Origin of the sequence: Streptomyces sp. NPDC008238 (genome assembly GCF_042956445.1) — a bacterium.
Taxonomy (GTDB): domain Bacteria; phylum Actinomycetota; class Actinomycetes; order Streptomycetales; family Streptomycetaceae; genus Actinacidiphila.
Genome location: NZ_JBIBGK010000019.1, coordinates 31,247 through 46,775 on the forward strand (window position 1 = coordinate 31,247; position 15,529 = coordinate 46,775).

Consider the following 15,529-nt stretch of genomic DNA (forward strand, 5'->3'; position numbering starts at 1 on the left):
GGGGCTTACGATGAGGGGCCCGGCAGCCCGACCCGGAGAGGAAGCCTTGGCCAAGCAACGGATTCCGGTCGTCGTCATCGCGGGATTCCTGGGCTCGGGAAAGACCACGCTCCTCAACCACCTCCTGCGCAACAGCGGCGGCACCCGCATCGGCGTGATCGTCAACGACTTCGGCAGCATCAACATCGACGCGCTCTCCGTCGCCGGCCAGGTGGACTCCATGGTGGCCCTCGACAACGGCTGCCTGTGCTGCGCGGTGGACGCCACGGAGATGGACGAGATGCTCGCCCGGCTCTCGCGCCCGCAGGCCCGCATCGACGTCATCGTCATCGAGGCGAGCGGCCTCGCCGAGCCCCAGGGCATGATCCGGCTGCTGCTCGCCGGCACCGGCAGCGCCGTCACCTACGGCGGGCTGGTCGAGGTCGTCGACGCCGCCGAGTTCGAGGCCGTGCGCGCCCGCCACCCCGAACTCGACCGCCACGTGCGGGCCGCCGACCTCGTCGTCCTCAACAAGGGCGACCGCGTGGACGCCGCGGGCCGCCGGCGGGTCCGCGAGGCGCTGACCGCCCTCGCCCCCGGTACGCCACTCGTCGAGGCCGCCCACGGACGGGTGGACCCCGCCCTGCTCTTCGAGCCCCGGCCGCGCACGGAGGACGGCACGGCCGCCCGCCAGTTGTCCTTCGAGGAGCTGTACGCGGACGACGGGCACGGACACCCCGCGGACGGCGACCACACCGGCCACCTCCACGCGGCCTACGACAGCGTGGAGTTCACCTCCGAGGGTCCGCTGCACCCGCGCCGGCTGATGGAGTTCCTCGACGGCAGGCCGGCCGGGCTCTACCGGATGAAGGGCTTCGTGCGGTTCGCCCCGCCCGCCCACCGGCAGAAGTACACCCTGCACGCCGTCGGCGGCTTCCTGCGCTTCCTGCCGTCCCCGTGGTCGCGGGGCGAGTCCCGCGCCACCCGCCTGGTGATGATCGGTGCGGGGCTCGACGCCGGTGCCCTGCGCAAGGGGCTCGACGCGTGCGTCGCCGGCCCGGACGAGGAATTCGCCGAGGACGCCATGCTCGGCGTGCTGCGCTACGTCCGCCCCTGACGCGGCCCGCACCGGCGCCCAGGACCCGGCGCCCAGGAAGGAACAGGCCATGAGCGACACCGAGCCCCGGACCACCGTCGTCAACCTCAAGGGCCACCGCGACGACCCGGCGTACGCGGACGTCGTCTACGTCGGCCGCCCGATGCACCGCGGCGGATGGCACCTGCCCGGATCCCCGCTGGCCAGCCCCTACCGGCCGGGGGCCCGACGGCACCCGCCGGGAGGTGCTGGAGAAGTACCGCGAACACCTGCTGGGCCGCCCCGACCTGCTCGCGATGCTGCCCGCGCTGCGCGGCCGCAGGCTCGGCTGCTGGTGCGTGCCCGAACCGTGCCACGCGCAGGTCATCGCGGAACTCGCCGACGCCGCCTGATTCGGCCGCGGCGGCCGCGTGTCCCGATCCGAGGGTCGCGCGTCCGTACCGCGTCCGGCGGGCCCGGCCGTCCCGTCCGAGGATGGACCCATCGGCACCGGGCGCCCCGCCCGGAGGCCGGCGGAACCCGGAATCCTGTCAGGAGATTCGACGTGGCTGAAATCATCGCGGACATCGAGGTCCCCGACACCCGGCTCGTGGCGGAGGCGACCGAACTGGTGCGGAAGGCCGCCGACCCGGTGGTCTACCACCACTCCCGCCGGGTGTACTTCTGGGCGTCGATGCGCGGCCGCAACCGCGGGTGGGACGTCGACCCCGAGCTGCTGTACGTCGGTGCCCTCTTCCACGACCTCGGGCTGACCGACACCTACGCCAGGACCGACCAGCGCTTCGAGATCGACGGCGCCGACGAGGCCCGCCGCTTCCTTCTGGAGCACGACGTCCCCGCGGACCGCGCGCGGCTGGTGTGGGAGGCGATCGCCCTGCACACCACCCCGGAGATCCCGTGGCACATGGCGCCCGAGATCGCGCTGGTCACCTCGGGCGTCGAGGTGGACGTCCTCGGCATCGGCTACGACGAGATCACGCCCGAGGAGCGCGAGGCGGTCGTCGCCGTCCACCCGCGGCCCGACTTCAAGAACAACATCCTCAAGGAGTTCACCCACGGCATCGCGCCGCGCCCCGACACGACGTTCGGCAACGTCAAGGCCGACGTGCTGGAGCGCTTCGTGCCGGGCTTCGTCCGCGGGAACTTCGTGGACACCATCCTGCAGTCCCCCTGGGCGGAGTGACCCCGCGCCGGTGTCCCCCGGTGCCCGTGGCCGTCACTCGCGGGTGCCGTGGGGGCGGGTGGTGCGGAAGCGGTCGCGGTAGGCGCCGGGGCTGACGCCCAGGCGGCGGCGGAAGGCGCGGCGCATGGTCTCCTCGGAGCCGAAGCCGCTGCGGCGGGCGACGGTGTCGAGGGCTTCGTCGCCGGCCTCCAGCAGGGCCTGGGCGGCCTCGACGCGGACGCGTTCGACGTACTGGGCGGCGGTGCCGCCGGTCTCGGTGCGGAAGAGCCGGGTCAGATGGCGGGAGCTGACCCCGGCCCGGGCGGCCAGGGCGGGCAGGCTGTGGTCGGCGGCGGGGTCGGCGGCGACCTGGTCCAGGACCCGGCGCAGCACCGAGTGGGCGGGGTGCCGGGGGCTCTGCCGGACGCTGAACTGCGACTGGCCGCCGGGACGTGCCATGAAGACGACCAGGAACTTGGCGGCATTGCGGGCGATGTCCGGTCCCAGGTCGGCCTCGACCAGGGACAGGGCCAGGTCGATGCCCGCGCTGATGCCCGCGGAGGTGATGAAGCGGCCGTCCCTGACGAAGATCGCGTCGCTGTCGACCTCGACCTTGGGGTAGCGGGCGGCGAGGTCGTCGGCCAGCCGCCAGTGGGTGGCGGCCCGGCGTCCGTCCAGCAGCCCGGTCGCGGCCAGCGGGAACGCGCCCGCGCAGACCGAGGCGACGGTACGGGAGCGGTCCGCGAGCCGGGTGATGCCGTCCACCAGCGCGGTGTCGGCCACCGCCGCCCACCAGTCCGGGCGCCCGGGGACGAGCAGCGTGTCGACCGGGAAGTCGACCTCCGCCAGCGACAGGTCCGGCACCAGCCGCAGCCCCGCGGTCGTCGTCACCGGCCGGCCGTCCAGCGACACCGTCCGCGTCACGTACCGGGCGCCGTACTCGTTCGCCGCCGTGTACACGTCCAGCGGACCCGTCACGTCCATCAACTGCAGGCCCTCGAACAGCAGCACCAGCACCCGGTGCGGCGCCACCACCGACGCGGCCCCCGGCGGCACCGACGGCTTCACACGGGACGTCACGGTCGTTCCTCCTGGAGCGGGCGGGTGTCCGGCGGAACGGCCGCGGGCACTCATGTGGCCCGCGTCCCGGGCACGTTGGGCCCGCCCGTCGCTGTCCGGCCCGTCATTCTCGCCCATGTCCACCGGCACCTACGACGCCGGGCTGGTGACCCCCGCGACGGACCGCTGGAGCGGGGCGAGGTGGCGCGTGGTCACCACGCGGCGGCCGCGCTCGTCGTCGTGGATGCAGGTGGACCCGGCCAGCCTGCGCACGATCTCCAGCCCGCGGCCGTGCTCGTCCGGCGGGGTGCTGTCGGGGGAGGCCCCGTCGTGGTGCCGGGCCTCGCCGCTGTCGGTGACGGTGATGACCAGGCCGTCGTCGTGCAGGCACAGCCGGACCGACATCTGCGCCCTGCCGTGGCGCGCGGCGTTCGCGGCGAGCTCGTCGACGATCAGCTCGGCGGCGATGCGGTCCTCCGCGGCCAGTCCCCAGAGCCCCAGCAGCTCGGACGCGAAGTGGCGCGCGGCGCCCACGTAGGCGGCCTCCGCGGGCTGTACGAGTTCCGCCGAACGGGTGGGGGTGGTGTCACCGCACATGACGTGTGGGCCCTTCATCGATGAGGCCCGCGGTCCCGGCGACCGCGGGGTCGCCCCACCGGCCACGCCGCCCCGCGCGGCACGCCGCGACGTCGGCCTCCCTTCCGGCCGCCGTGCCCGGCACCGCTCCCGTCCCCCCGCGCGGATAGCGTGGACGTGTGCGTCTTCTTGTGATGTCCGATACACACCTGCCCAAACGTGCCAAGGAGCTTCCGGCCGAACTCCTGGACCGGATTCCCGAGGCCGACGTCGTCCTCCACGCCGGCGACTGGGTGGACGACGCGACGCTCGACCTGCTGCAGGCGCGGTCCCGCCGGGTGATCGGCGTGTACGGCAACAACGACGGCCCGGGGCTGCGGGCGCGGCTGCCCGAGGTCGCCCGGGCGGAGCTGGGGGGCCTGCGCTTCGGCGTCGTCCACGACAGCGGCCCGGCGCAGGGACGCGAACGCCGCTGCGAGGAGCGCTTCCCCGACCTCGACGTCCTGGTCTTCGGGCACAGCCACATCCCCTGGGACAGCACGGCGCCGGGCGGGCTGCGGCTGCTGAACCCCGGTTCGCCGACGGACCGCAGGCGCCAGCCGTACGGCACCTACCTCACCGCCGTCGCGGCCGCGGGCGCGCTGACCGAGGTACGTCTGCACGAACTGCCGCGGCGCTGACCGCGGCGCTGACCGAGGCGCCGACCAGGGCAGGGGTGCCGGGGTTCTAGTGCTCCAGCGCCGGGTCGCCGGCCGGGCGGACGGCGCCCGGGTGCCCGGAGAGCCGGACCGCGCCGGGGGCCTCGGCGGCCTCGGCGGCCTCCGCCTCCCGCTCCCGGGGTTCCGCGCCGCCGGCGGCGTCCGCGGGCGGCAGCAGCGCCATGACGGCCCGGCGGTGCGCGTCGCCGGCGTCCTCGTCGAAGGGGTCCGGGGTGGCCGGCACCTGCACCCGGAGCACCGGGCCCGAGCCCAGCCGCACGTAACCGCGGCCCGGCGGCACCTCGGCGGCGGACGTCGAGCACTGCGGCGCGCCGAGCACCGCCTGGGTCTGCTCCGCGGTGACCGCGCCCAGCAGCATCCGGGCCCTGCTGTGGGCGACGACCACCTGGGCGAGTGCCTCGGCGCCGTCGAGGTGGTCGGCGACGGCGACGGTCACCCCGGCCGCGCGGCCGTGCCGGAGCGGGGTGTCCAGCAATTCCTGCGGGTCGGGGCGGTTCTCGGCGTGCGCGAGGTGGCTGAGCACCGTCGGCCGGTCGACCAGGATCCACAGCGGGCGTCGTACGTCGTCGGGAGCGGTCCGGCCGGCCTGCCGGGCGCGGTTGACGGCGATCAGCCGGCGCTCGGTCTCGTGCGCCGCCCACTCCAGGGTGGCCAGCGTCCCCGCGAGGCCGCTCTCGACGGCCATCACTCCGGGCCGCTCGCTCAGGAACGCGTACTCGCCCGTCCCGCTGCCGTCGACGACCACGAGGTCGCCCTCCGGCAGGGCCTGGAGCGCGATGGAGCGCAGCAGTGTCGTGGTGCCCGTGCCGGGCTGGCCGAGGGCGAGCAGGTGCGGCTCGGTGGAACGCGGTCCGGTGCGCCAGACCACCGGCGGCGCGTCCCTGACGTCCTCGCCGTCCCCGACCGGGACGGTGCGCTGCACGGCCTCGGGGTCGGTGAAGCCGAGCACCGTCTCGCCGGGGGAGGTGACGAAGCGCTGGGCGGCGATGTCCGTGGGCAGCGGGGGGAGCGCGGTGAGGGTGAGGTGGTTCTCCTCCTCGTTCCACTCGAAGCGGTACTCGCGGCCGCGCCCCACCTTGGCGTGCAGCACGTGCTCGACGCGGGCCCGGGCGGCGGGCTCGCCGTCGGTGAAGTAGGCGGGGTACTTCAGGTTCAGGCGGACCAGCCGCCCGTCCTCGAAGGCGTGGTCGCCGAAGGCGTTCTCCCAGCTGCCGTCGTGGGCGTAGAGCGGGCTGGGGTCGTCGGCCACCGACAGGTACGGCACCAGGGCCTCGTACAGCGCGGTCAGCCGGTCGTTCTCGGCGCCGCTCGGCCCGGTCGGTGCGGGGGTGCGGTCGCGGCCCATCCAGCCGGCGGAGCCCATCAGCGCGGCGACCAGCAGGTAGGCGCCGTAGGGGAGCAGGACCAGGACGAGGAACCCGGCGCCCACGGAGGCCATCAGTGCCGGTCCGCGGCGGTCCTTGGGGGTGCTGCCCCACCATTCGCGCGCCCAGCCGGCCTGCCGGCGCAGCCCGCGCGCGATGACGAAGAGCGGGTGGAGGACGTCCGTGGTGCTGTCGACGGCGGCCCGCGCGAGCTCACGGCCGCGGGTGAGCGAGGGGCGGCTGCTCAGGAGGGCGGAGAGGGTGCGCCGGACCACGGGGAGCTCCAGAGGATCGTTGCGGGGACGGTACGACGGGAGGGAGGGGACGGGACCGGGGGGACGGCAGGACGGGACGCGACGGGACGGGGGAGCGGGACGGGACCGGACGGGAAGGGCCCGGTGCGGAGCGGCGCCGGGCCCGGTGGTGGTTCGGCCGTGCGGAACGGCCGCGCTAGAACTTGATCCCGCCCAGGAGGCTCGCCAGGCTCGCCCCGCCGGCCTTGATGCTCGGGGCGATGGCGGTGCCCGCGAGGTAGAAGCCGAAGAGGGCGCAGACGAGCGCGTGGGACGCCTTGAGTCCGTCCTTGCGGAAGAACAGGAAGACGATGATGCCGAGCAGGACGACGCCTGAGATGGACAGGATCATGGGGGCTACTCCTGTGTGATGGGGACTGTCACCATGAGTTGTTCCAGAATTACAGTTAGTAATATGTTCTGAAAAGAGGCGAATGGGTGATTTGTAGGGAAGTTCACCCTTTCGGCTCTGCCGAACTGTTTCTTGCGGTGTGATCCTCGCCGGTCGTCCGGCGTGTCATGGGGCAGGCCCCGCCGACGGAGCAGCGAAGTCGCCCGTTCGAGTGATCAAAATCGTTAAGCTTCGGCCATGGCTTCTTGTCCGGTCCACGTCCCCGCCGTGCCACGCAGCGCCGGCACCTCCGGCGAGGCCAGGGCCGTTGAGGCCGCTTAGGGTGGATCACGAAGGCCCCTCCCGCGCACGGCGACCAGCCACCTCCAGTGAGGAACGATGAGCGAGCCGACCCCGCAGAACGACCCGGCCCAGGACCCCGGCGTCCTGCGACTCGCCGCCGAGGTCTTCGACCTCGCCCGCCGGGGCGGCACGCAGACCCTGACGGCGTACGTGGACGCCGGGGTGCCGGCCGACCTCACCAACGACAAGGGCGACACCCTCGTCATGCTCGCCGCCTACCACGGCCACGCCGCCACCGTGGCCGCCCTCCTGCGGCACGGCGCGGACCCCGACCGCGCCAACGACCGCGGTCAGACGCCGCTCGCCGGCGCCGTCTTCAAGGGCGAGGACGAGGTGGTCCGCGTCCTCCTCGACGGCGGCGCCGACCCCGCAGCGGGCACCCCCTCGGCCATCGACACGGCCCGCATGTTCGGCAAGGACGCACTCCTGGAACTCTTCGGCGCCGCATGACCCCGGCCGCCACGACGACGCCGTACCCACGATGAAGAGAAGTGGACCCATGACGGAAACCGACAGCTGGAAGAATCCGCTGCGCGATCCAACCGACCGGCGGCTGCCGCGCATCGCGGGCCCGTCCGGCCTGGTGATCTTCGGTGTGACGGGCGACCTGTCCCGCAAGAAACTGATGCCCGCCGTGTACGACCTGGCCAACCGCGGGCTGCTGCCGCCGGGCTTCTCGCTCGTCGGCTTCGCGCGGCGCGACTGGGCGGACCAGGACTTCGCACAGGTCGTCCACGACTCCGTCAAGGAGCACGCGCGCACCCCCTTCCGCGAGGAGGTCTGGACGGAACTCTCCGCCGGAATGCGCTTCGTGCCCGGCGACTTCGGCGACGACGACGCCTTCGAGAAGCTGCGCGCGACCGTGGAGGAACTCGACAAGGACCGCGGGACCAGCGGCAACTTCGCCTTCTACCTCTCGGTGCCGCCCAAGTTCTTCCCCACCGTGGTCCAGCAGCTGAAGAAGCACGGACTGTCCGACCCTCCCCGAGGCTCCTGGCGGCGCGCCGTCATCGAGAAGCCCTTCGGCCACGACCTGGCCAGCGCCCAGGAGCTCAACCGGGTGGTCCACCAGGTCTTCCCGCCCGCCGAGGTGTTCCGGATCGACCACTACCTGGGCAAGGAGACCGTCCAGAACGTCCTGGCGCTGCGCTTCGCCAACACGATGTTCGAGCCGCTGTGGAACCGCTCCTACGTCGACCACGTGCAGATCACGATGGCCGAGGACATCGGCATCGGCGGCCGCGCGGGCTACTACGACGGCATCGGCGCCGCACGCGACGTCATCCAGAACCACCTGCTCCAACTCCTCGCACTGACCGCGATGGAGGAACCCTCGGGCTTCGACGCCACGTCCCTCGTCCGCGAGAAGCTCAAGGTCCTCCAGGCCGTGCGGCCCCCCGAGGACCTCGGCGCCCACACCGTGCGCGGCCAGTACGCGCACGGCTGGCAGGGCGGCGAGGAGGTGCTCGGCTACCTGGAGGAGGAGGGCATCGACCCCAAGTCCAAGACCGACACCTACGCCGCGATCAAACTGGCGATCGACAGCCGCCGCTGGGCGGGCGTCCCCTTCTACCTGCGCACCGGCAAGCGCCTGGGCCGCCGCGTCACCGAGATCGCGGTCGTCTTCCAGCGCGCGCCCCACCTGCCCTTCAGCCACACCGACACCCAGGAACTGGGGCAGAACGCCCTGGTCATCCGGGTGCAGCCGGACGAGGGCGTCACCGTGCGCTTCGGCTCGAAGGTGCCGGGCACCTCGATGGAGATCCGGGACGTGACGATGGACTTCGCCTACGGCGAGTCCTTCACCGAGTCCAGCCCGGAGGCCTACGAGCGGCTGATCCTGGACGTCCTGCTCGGCGACGCCAACCTCTTCCCGCGCCCGCAGGAAGTGGAGGAGTCCTGGCGGATCCTGGACCCGATCGAGGAGTACTGGGACCGGCACGGCAGGCCCGAGCAGTACACCGCCGGTACGTGGGGTCCGAAGGCGGCGGACGAGATGCTCGCACGAGACGGCAGGAGCTGGCGCCGGCCATGAACATCGACCTCACCGAGACCACCTCGAGCAAGATCAACTCGGCGCTGATCAAGGCCCGCAGGGCCATCGGCAGCCCCGCGGTCGGCATGGTGCTCACCCTCGTCATCGTCACCGACGAGGGCAACCACTACGACGCCCTCAAGGCCGCCTCCGACGCCTCCCGCGAGCACCCCTCGCGCATCCTGGTCGTCATCAAGCGCCCAGGACGCTCCCCCCGCGACCGGCGCAACGCACGCCTCGACGCCGAGGTGCGCGTCGGCGGCGAGTCCGGCACCGGCGAGATCGTCCTGCTCCGCCTGCACGGCGAACTCGCCGACCACGCCCACAGCGTCGTGCTCCCGCTGCTGCTGCCCGACGCCCCCGTCGTCGTGTGGTGGCCCGAGGACGCGCCCGCCAACCCCGCCGCCGACCCCCTCGGCGCCCTGGCGCAGCGCCGGATCACCGACGCGTACGCCGTCGAGCGGCCCCTGGAGGAACTGGAGGCCCGCGCCGCCGGCTACACCCCCGGCGACACCGACCTCTCCTGGACCCGGCTCACGCCCTGGCGGTCCATGCTCGCCGCGGCGCTCGACCAGGCCAGGGCCACGGTCACCTCGGCCGCCGTCGAGAGCGAGGCGGACAACCCCAGCGCCGAACTCCTCGCCCGCTGGCTCGGCAACCGGCTGCGCGTGCCCGTCGACCGCGTCGTCACCGACGGTCCGGTCGTCACCGCGGTACGGCTGCGCACCGCGGACGGCGACATCACCATCGACCGCCCCGAGGGACCGCTGGCCACCCTCACCATCCCGGGGCAGCCCAGCCGGCACCTCGCGCTGAAGGTCCGGGCCACCGCCGAGCTCGTCGCGGAGGAACTGCGCCGGCTCGACCCCGACGAGATGTACGCCGCGTCCCTGCGCCACACCGAGGTGGCGGAGCCGCCCCGCCGGGCGAAGACCACCGCGCGGAGCACCAAGAAGCGGCCCAGTCCGGCCAGCGCGGAGGCCGCCAAGTAGACCGTCTGCCGCAGCAGTACGCCGGGGGCGGCGCACACCGCCTGCAGGAGCAGCACGGCGGCCGTGGTGAACAGGTAGCAGACCACGACCGTCAGCGCCGACTCCAGGTGCGCCCGCCACCCGGCGCGGCCGCGGCCGAAGGTGAAGCGCGCGTGCAACTCGGTGGCCAGCACCGTCGACGCCACCGTCACGAGCGCGTTCGCCAGGGCGAACGGCACCCGCCCCGACAGCGCCATGAGCACCGCGGAGGACGCCAGCCCCACCCCGCCACCGCACACGACGAAGCGCACGAACGCGGCCGGCGCGGAACGCGCGGGGTCCGAGGCACGGGGGCGAAGGGCGGGGGAGGCAGGGGAGACGGGGGCGGATCGGTCCGCGGTCACGGTGTCCATGACCGCAGGCTGCCCGCCCCCGCTGACACGGCGCTGACCGCGCGCTGACACGCCTCCGCGCAGGCCCGACGCCCCGCCGACGCCGCGGTGCCGGTCGCGACTCCCATCGGCCCGCCGGACCGGGGCCGCCACACCATCGGCGGATGGTGACGGGCTCGACGGTCAGGACAGGGCGAACGGGCCTTCCGTCGCCTTGCGGTGCTGCATGGCCGTGAGCTTGCGGACGAACAGGATGGCGAGGATCGCGGCCAGGATGTCCACGCCGTCCACGGCGATGGTCATGCCCGCGGCGTCGCGGAGGTCGTCGGAGTACCCGGAGTTCTCGTTGGTGACGAGCGCCGCCAGCAGGTCCAGGAGTTGGCCGGCCACCCACGCCGCCCACCAGTACGAGACGGGACCCGAGTCGGCGGGTCGCAGGCGGCCGTCCTGCGTCGTCTGGGAGCTCGCGACCCAGGTGTCCCGAGCGATCCCGAAGGGGATCCAGAAGAAGGCGACCGGGATGAACCAGCCACCGATCGCCCAGCCGCGGGCCTTCTCGAAGCCGTTGGGGGCGAACACCTCACCGTTGGAGCGCACCCGGTGGAACCAGATGACGAAGAGGACGCCCGTCGCCGCGAACGTGAGGAACTGCAGCGCGGCCGCGACGCCGACCCAGATGTCCGAGCGGCTCAGAGCGGACTGGTCGACGGTGGCGAGTTCGTCCGCGACGGCCGTGCCCATGAGGGCGTAGCGGCCGGCCTCCGCGGCGATGTCGACCACGTCGGCCGCGATGACCAGCGACAGGAGCACCACCACCGCGGTCGCGAGGCCCAGCGGCGAACGCAGCACGGCGATGGTCGCCGGCGGTCCGGCGGGTACGGGGTACGGGGCGCCGGGCGGCGGCCCGACAGGGCTGAACGACATGGAATCCCCCCAGGGACACAACATGAGACGTGCGCGCCGAGCGGCGGGCAGAAGGACATTACGGCAGAAGATCTTGGCCAGTCCACATCATTGACGCGCGCTCGCCGTCCTCGGCCCGGTCACGCTGTCCGAGGGCGGGAACGCCTCTCCCACCTGCACGTTTCGCCGGAGGAACAGGGGGTGCCGTGAGGTGGCGTCGATCGTGCGCGCTACGAGTAATGCGAAGGTCGAGACTGCCCCGCACCGGTGACTCCGCTCCCGGACCGGTGGCCGCTCCACCCCACCCATGTCGACACTGCCACTGTGCGTGTGATGTCCCGGGGCCGCCTCCTCGCGTCCGCCCGCTCCCCTCGTCAATTCGGCGGCGAAAACGGAGGTGTTGAGCCGGAATCGCGGGCGTGATGTGATCACACCTTGTGGGTAGACATCGAGTGTATAGACACGGTGTATATTCACTGCATGTTCTTCGACCCGCTCCCGATTCCGCTCGCACCGCCCCAGGTCGCGTCCCGTGCCCGCCGCCGTACGGTGACGCACGACGGCACCTCCGCCCCGGGAGGCGCCGCATGAGCCGCCCACCTGCCGGCGGTGCGCCCGGGCGGATCCGTCCGGCACTCGCGGACCTGGCGCTGGGCATGCGGCTGGCGGTCGCCGGAGGGCGCGAGGGGTGGATCCGCACGGCCCTGACCGCGGTCGGTGTCGGCCTCGGTGTGGCCCTGCTGTTCCTCGCCGCCGCCGTGCCGAACGTCCTCGACGCCCGGGAAGGGCGCGGCCACGCGCGGGAGACGCCGAACGTGGGGAGCGAGGTGTCGGTGGGGCGGGGGGACACGACGTTCCTCTGGTACGACGCCGGCACCGAGTTCCGCGGTGAGGCCGTGGGCGGGCAGTTGCTGCGCCCGGACGGTCCCGGTGCTCCGCCGCCACCGGGTGTGGCGCGGATCCCCGGGCCGGGGGAGATGGTGGTCTCGCCCGCCCTGCGCGGGCTGCTGGGCTCGGCGTCCGGTGCCCTCCTCAAGGAGCGGCTCGACTACCGGATCGTCGGGACCATCGCGGACCCGGGGCTGCTCGAACCGGGTGAGCTGCGCTTCTACGCCGGCAGCGGCACGTTGTCCCGCAGCGGGGGTGCGATCAGGTCCGCCGGTTACGGCCATGACCCGGGTCCGGGGCGGTTCGACCCGCGGTTGATGGTCCTGGTCGTCCTGATCTGTGTCGTCCTGCTGGTGCCGGTGGGTGTCTTCGTCGGCACGGCCGTACGTTTCGGCGGTGACCGCAGGGACCGGAGGCTGGCGGCGCTGCGGCTGGTCGGTGCGGACGCGGCCATGACGCGTCGTATCGCGGCGGGCGAGGCGCTGTTCGGTGCGGTGCTCGGGTTGCTGGTCGGTACCGGGTTGTTCCTCGGGGCGCGGCGGCTGGCGGGGTCGGTGCGGTTGTGGGGTGTGAGTGCCTTCCCGTCGGACGTCGCCCCGGACCCGGCGCTCGCGGGTCTGATCGTGGTGGCGATCCTGGTGGGTGCGGTGCTGGTCACCCAGTCGGCTTTGCGGTCGGTGGTGATCGAGCCGTTGGGGGTGGTGCGGCATGCCGCGTTGCGTCCGCGCCGGTTGTGGTGGCGGCTGGTGGCTCCCGTGGTCGGCGTCGGTGTGCTGACGTGGGCGGGGTCGGCGGAGGAGGAGCTCGGTTCGGGGGGTGTGTATCCGGTCGCGCTGGGTGCGGTGCTGGTCCTGGTGGGGCTGACGGGGGTGTTGCCGTGGCTGGTGGAGGCCGCGGTGCGGCGGCTGCGCGGGGGTCCGGTCGCGTGGCAACTCGCCGTGCGGCGGCTGCAGTTGGGCAGTGGGACGGCGTCGCGGGCGGTGAGCGGCATCACCGTGGCGGTGGCCGGGGCGATCGCGTTGCAGATGGTGTTCGGCGGGATGCAGGAGGACTTCGCGTCGTCGTCGGCTCCGAAGGCGGCGAGTGAGTCGTCCGCGGGTGCCGGGGGCGCGCGGGTCGAGGGGGCGGGGGCCGCGGTCGTGCGTGCGGACTTCCATGTCGCCACCGGTTCGGGCAGTGCGGGTTCTCCGGCGCTGGCGGAGCGGATGGCGGAGCGGTTCCGGCGGGTCGAGGGCGTGCGGCGGGTGGTCGCGACCGTCGAGGCCTATGTGAGCCGCGCGGACGCGGGATGGGGGCCCGGGTCGGTCACCACGCTCACGGTGGGGAGTTGTGCGACGCTGCGGTCGCTGGCCTCGTTGCCCTCGTGCCGTGACGGTGACGTGTTCGTGGCGCACCAGCCGGGGACGTCCGGGCGGGTGCGGGAGCGGAACCGGCTGACCGACGAGGTCGCCGTGCCGGGTGGCCGGATGGATCTCGGCGGCATCTCCGACGGCGGCTCGGGGGGCGAGCTGTGGACGTTGCCGGTGTCGGCCCGTGCGGTGGTGGCGGTGCGCGATCCGCTGGGTGAGGTCCACGACGGCATCCTGGCCACTTCCGGGGCGCTGGCCGGGCAGCGGCTGCGGCAGGCGTCGACGTCCGCGGCGGTCGCGGTCGACCGCGGTGTCCCGGACGCGGCGGAGCGGCTGCGCAACGCCGCGGCGCGGGTGGAGCCGACGTTGCGGGTGTCCGGGGCGGTGAACGTGCAGCGTGACCGGCAGTATTCGAGCGTGCAGACCGGTCTGCGGGTCGGGGGGACGCTGACGGTCGTGCTGATCGCGGCGGGGATGCTGGTGGCGCTGGTCGAGCAGTTGAGGGAGCGGCGGCGTCTGCTGTCGGTGCTGGTGGCGTTCGGTACGCGGCGCAGGACGCTGGCGTGGTCGGTGTTGTGGCAGACGGCGGTGCCGGTGCTGGCGGGTACGGTCGTGGCGATCGCGGGCGGGCTGGTGCTGGGCAGGGCGATGCTGGGCGTCGTGGCGAAGCCGGTGCGGGACTGGTGGGTGTTCCTGCCGTACGCGGGGATCGGTGCGGCGGCGGTGCTGGTGGTGACGGTGCTGAGCCTTCCGGCGTTGTGGCGGTTGATGCGGGCGGACGGGCTGCGTACGGAGTGACCGCGTGTGCCGCCGGTCCGCGTCGCCGCGGGCCGGCGGTGCGAGTCGCCTGGACGGTCCGCGGCGCGAGTCGCCCTTCGGGTCGCGCGGGTGCCGCGGGTGGCCGCGGCCGGTGCGAAGGCTGGTGACGTGCGGGGACGGCCTGGTGGGCGGGTGCCGTGGGGGAACCGCGTGAGGGCCCTTGACGTGTCCTGATGGCCGGTGTCACCATCGCGTCCATCAAATGTTTGCGTAAACGTGCGCCGACTGCGGTCGGCGATGTTTGCGCAACCATCCCGGACCCGCCCGATGCGGCGGGTCCCCGCACGACGATGTGAAGGATGGGAACATGGCTGCCATACCGCCGCCACCGGGCACCGGCCGGGCCGCTCCTCCCCGAGGACGCCGGGGCCGGCGCTGGCTGGGCTGGGGCTTCGTGGCGCCGTTCATGATCGTCTTCGCGCTGGTCTTCCTGGCGCCGATCGGCTACTCGATCTACCTGAGCCTGTTCCGCGACCGTCTCATCGGCGGGACCTCCTTCGTGGGCCTGGACAACTACGTCCAGGCCTTCCAGGACGGCCAGTTCTGGTCCGGCCTCGGGCGGGTCGCGCTGTTCCTGGCCGTGCAGGTGCCGGTCATGCTGGGCATCGCGCTGCTGGTCGCCCTGGCGCTGGACAGCGGCCGGCTGCACGGCCGGAAGTTCTTCCGGATCACGATCTTCCTGCCGTACGCCGTCCCGGCCGTCGTGGCGACGCTGATGTGGGGCTTCATGTACGGGGACCGCTTCGGGCTGGTCGCCGACATCAACGACGCCTTCGGCGTCGCGATCCCGAACCCGCTGTCACCCGGCCTGGTGCTCGCGAGCATCGGCAACATCGTGACCTGGGAGTTCGTCGGCTACAACATGCTGATCTTCTACTCGGCGCTGCACGTCGTCCCGCGCTCGCTGTACGAGGCGGCCGAGATCGACGGCGCGAGCCAGTGGCGGATCGTCACCTCCATCAAGATCCCGGCGATCCGCGGGGCGCTGGTCATCGCGACGATCTTCTCGGTCATCGGCAGCTTCCAGCTGTTCAACGAGCCCAGCATCCTCAAGCCGCTGGCGCCCAACGCCATCACGACGTACTTCACGCCGAACCTCTACACCTACTCGCTGTCCTTCTCCGGGCAGCAGCACAACTACGCGGCGACCGTCGCGATCGTCATGGGGGTCGTCACGATGATCATCGCCTACGTCGTGCAGCTGCGCGGCATGCGCAAGGAGGCCTGACG

The 15,529-nt window shown here is 73.0% G+C and carries 13 protein-coding genes and 1 pseudogene; 9 read left to right on the forward strand and 5 right to left on the reverse strand.

Features of this window, described 5'->3' with window-relative positions; translation table 11 throughout:
- Window positions 1–46: 46 nt before the first annotated feature.
- The 3 genes and pseudogenes from ACFZAU_RS29875 (at window position 47) to ACFZAU_RS29885 (ending at window position 2,258) form a co-directional block, all read left to right on the forward strand.
- Window positions 47–1,096, forward strand: coding sequence for a CobW family GTP-binding protein (locus tag ACFZAU_RS29875; protein WP_500554702.1), 1,050 nt, complete (start codon window positions 47–49; stop codon window positions 1,094–1,096).
- Between the two features lie 49 nt (window positions 1,097–1,145).
- Window positions 1,146–1,467: pseudogene (locus ACFZAU_RS29880) on the forward strand (DUF4326 domain-containing protein).
- A gap of 152 nt (window positions 1,468–1,619) precedes the next feature.
- Window positions 1,620–2,258, forward strand: coding sequence for an HD domain-containing protein (locus ACFZAU_RS29885; protein ID WP_499600618.1), 639 nt, complete (start codon window positions 1,620–1,622; stop codon window positions 2,256–2,258).
- Between the two features lie 33 nt (window positions 2,259–2,291).
- On the opposite strand, the gene ACFZAU_RS29890 is transcribed toward ACFZAU_RS29885, so the two are convergent.
- Together ACFZAU_RS29890 and ACFZAU_RS29895 are read right to left on the reverse strand one after the other, a co-directional pair.
- Window positions 2,292–3,317 carry a GlxA family transcriptional regulator gene (locus tag ACFZAU_RS29890; protein WP_500554703.1) on the reverse strand — a complete coding sequence of 342 codons (1,026 nt, stop codon included), beginning with the start codon at window positions 3,315–3,317 and terminating at the stop codon, window positions 2,292–2,294.
- A 129-nt stretch (window positions 3,318–3,446) separates the two neighbouring features.
- Window positions 3,447–3,893 (reverse strand): ATP-binding protein, encoded by a 447-nt coding sequence (locus tag ACFZAU_RS29895; protein ID WP_500464238.1) that lies wholly within the window; start codon window positions 3,891–3,893, stop codon window positions 3,447–3,449.
- A 158-nt stretch (window positions 3,894–4,051) separates the two neighbouring features.
- Here ACFZAU_RS29895 and ACFZAU_RS29900 point away from each other — a divergent pair, with 158 nt between their 5' ends.
- Window positions 4,052–4,552: a metallophosphoesterase family protein gene (locus ACFZAU_RS29900; RefSeq protein WP_500554704.1), complete on the forward strand. Its 501-nt coding sequence runs from the start codon at window positions 4,052–4,054 to the stop codon at window positions 4,550–4,552.
- A 46-nt stretch (window positions 4,553–4,598) separates the two neighbouring features.
- Here the strand turns inward: ACFZAU_RS29900 and ACFZAU_RS29905 are convergent, their stop codons facing one another.
- Window positions 4,599–6,230: a hypothetical protein gene (locus tag ACFZAU_RS29905; protein WP_500554705.1), complete on the reverse strand. Its 1,632-nt coding sequence runs from the start codon at window positions 6,228–6,230 to the stop codon at window positions 4,599–4,601.
- Window positions 6,231–6,405: 175 nt separating this feature from the next.
- A complete protein-coding gene (locus ACFZAU_RS29910) occupies window positions 6,406–6,600 on the reverse strand; it encodes a hypothetical protein (protein ID WP_018534760.1) in 195 nt (64 codons plus the stop codon).
- A gap of 378 nt (window positions 6,601–6,978) precedes the next feature.
- Here ACFZAU_RS29910 and ACFZAU_RS29915 point away from each other — a divergent pair, with 378 nt between their 5' ends.
- Genes ACFZAU_RS29915 through opcA form a run of 3 tightly spaced genes read left to right on the forward strand, consistent with a single transcriptional unit; the run spans window position 6,979 to window position 9,969 of the window.
- A complete protein-coding gene (locus ACFZAU_RS29915; protein WP_500464241.1) occupies window positions 6,979–7,392 on the forward strand; it encodes an ankyrin repeat domain-containing protein in 414 nt (137 codons plus the stop codon).
- Window positions 7,393–7,441: 49 nt separating this feature from the next.
- A complete protein-coding gene (gene zwf / locus ACFZAU_RS29920; protein ID WP_500554706.1) occupies window positions 7,442–8,977 on the forward strand; it encodes a glucose-6-phosphate dehydrogenase in 1,536 nt (511 codons plus the stop codon).
- Entirely contained in the window at window positions 8,974–9,969 is a 996-nt protein-coding gene (gene opcA / locus ACFZAU_RS29925) for a glucose-6-phosphate dehydrogenase assembly protein OpcA (RefSeq protein ID WP_500554707.1), read from the forward strand. The genes zwf and opcA overlap by 4 nt, the downstream gene beginning before the upstream one ends.
- A gap of 554 nt (window positions 9,970–10,523) precedes the next feature.
- On the opposite strand, the gene ACFZAU_RS29930 is transcribed toward opcA, so the two are convergent.
- Window positions 10,524–11,264 (reverse strand): DUF4328 domain-containing protein, encoded by a 741-nt coding sequence (locus ACFZAU_RS29930; RefSeq protein WP_500554708.1) that lies wholly within the window; start codon window positions 11,262–11,264, stop codon window positions 10,524–10,526.
- A 566-nt stretch (window positions 11,265–11,830) separates the two neighbouring features.
- On the opposite strand from ACFZAU_RS29930, the gene ACFZAU_RS29935 reads away from it, so the two are divergent.
- Window positions 11,831–14,278 carry an FtsX-like permease family protein gene (locus tag ACFZAU_RS29935; RefSeq protein ID WP_500554709.1) on the forward strand — a complete coding sequence of 816 codons (2,448 nt, stop codon included), beginning with the start codon at window positions 11,831–11,833 and terminating at the stop codon, window positions 14,276–14,278.
- Between the two features lie 328 nt (window positions 14,279–14,606).
- A complete protein-coding gene (locus ACFZAU_RS29940; RefSeq protein ID WP_500554710.1) occupies window positions 14,607–15,527 on the forward strand; it encodes a carbohydrate ABC transporter permease in 921 nt (306 codons plus the stop codon).
- The last annotated feature ends 2 nt before the right edge of the window (window positions 15,528–15,529 follow it).

Coding starts and splice junctions, on each gene's coding strand:
- ACFZAU_RS29895 (WP_500464238.1), bottom strand. CDS start 3,893: ATGTGCGGTGACACCACCCCCACCCGTTCGGCGGAACTCGTACAGCCC.
- ACFZAU_RS29910 (WP_018534760.1), bottom strand. CDS start 6,600: ATGATCCTGTCCATCTCAGGCGTCGTCCTGCTCGGCATCATCGTCTTC.
- ACFZAU_RS29915 (WP_500464241.1), top strand. CDS start 6,979: ATGAGCGAGCCGACCCCGCAGAACGACCCGGCCCAGGACCCCGGCGTC.
- zwf (WP_500554706.1), top strand. CDS start 7,442: ATGACGGAAACCGACAGCTGGAAGAATCCGCTGCGCGATCCAACCGAC.
- opcA (WP_500554707.1), top strand. CDS start 8,974: ATGAACATCGACCTCACCGAGACCACCTCGAGCAAGATCAACTCGGCG.
- ACFZAU_RS29930 (WP_500554708.1), bottom strand. CDS start 11,264: ATGTCGTTCAGCCCTGTCGGGCCGCCGCCCGGCGCCCCGTACCCCGTA.
- ACFZAU_RS29935 (WP_500554709.1), top strand. CDS start 11,831: ATGAGCCGCCCACCTGCCGGCGGTGCGCCCGGGCGGATCCGTCCGGCA.
- ACFZAU_RS29940 (WP_500554710.1), top strand. CDS start 14,607: ATGGCTGCCATACCGCCGCCACCGGGCACCGGCCGGGCCGCTCCTCCC.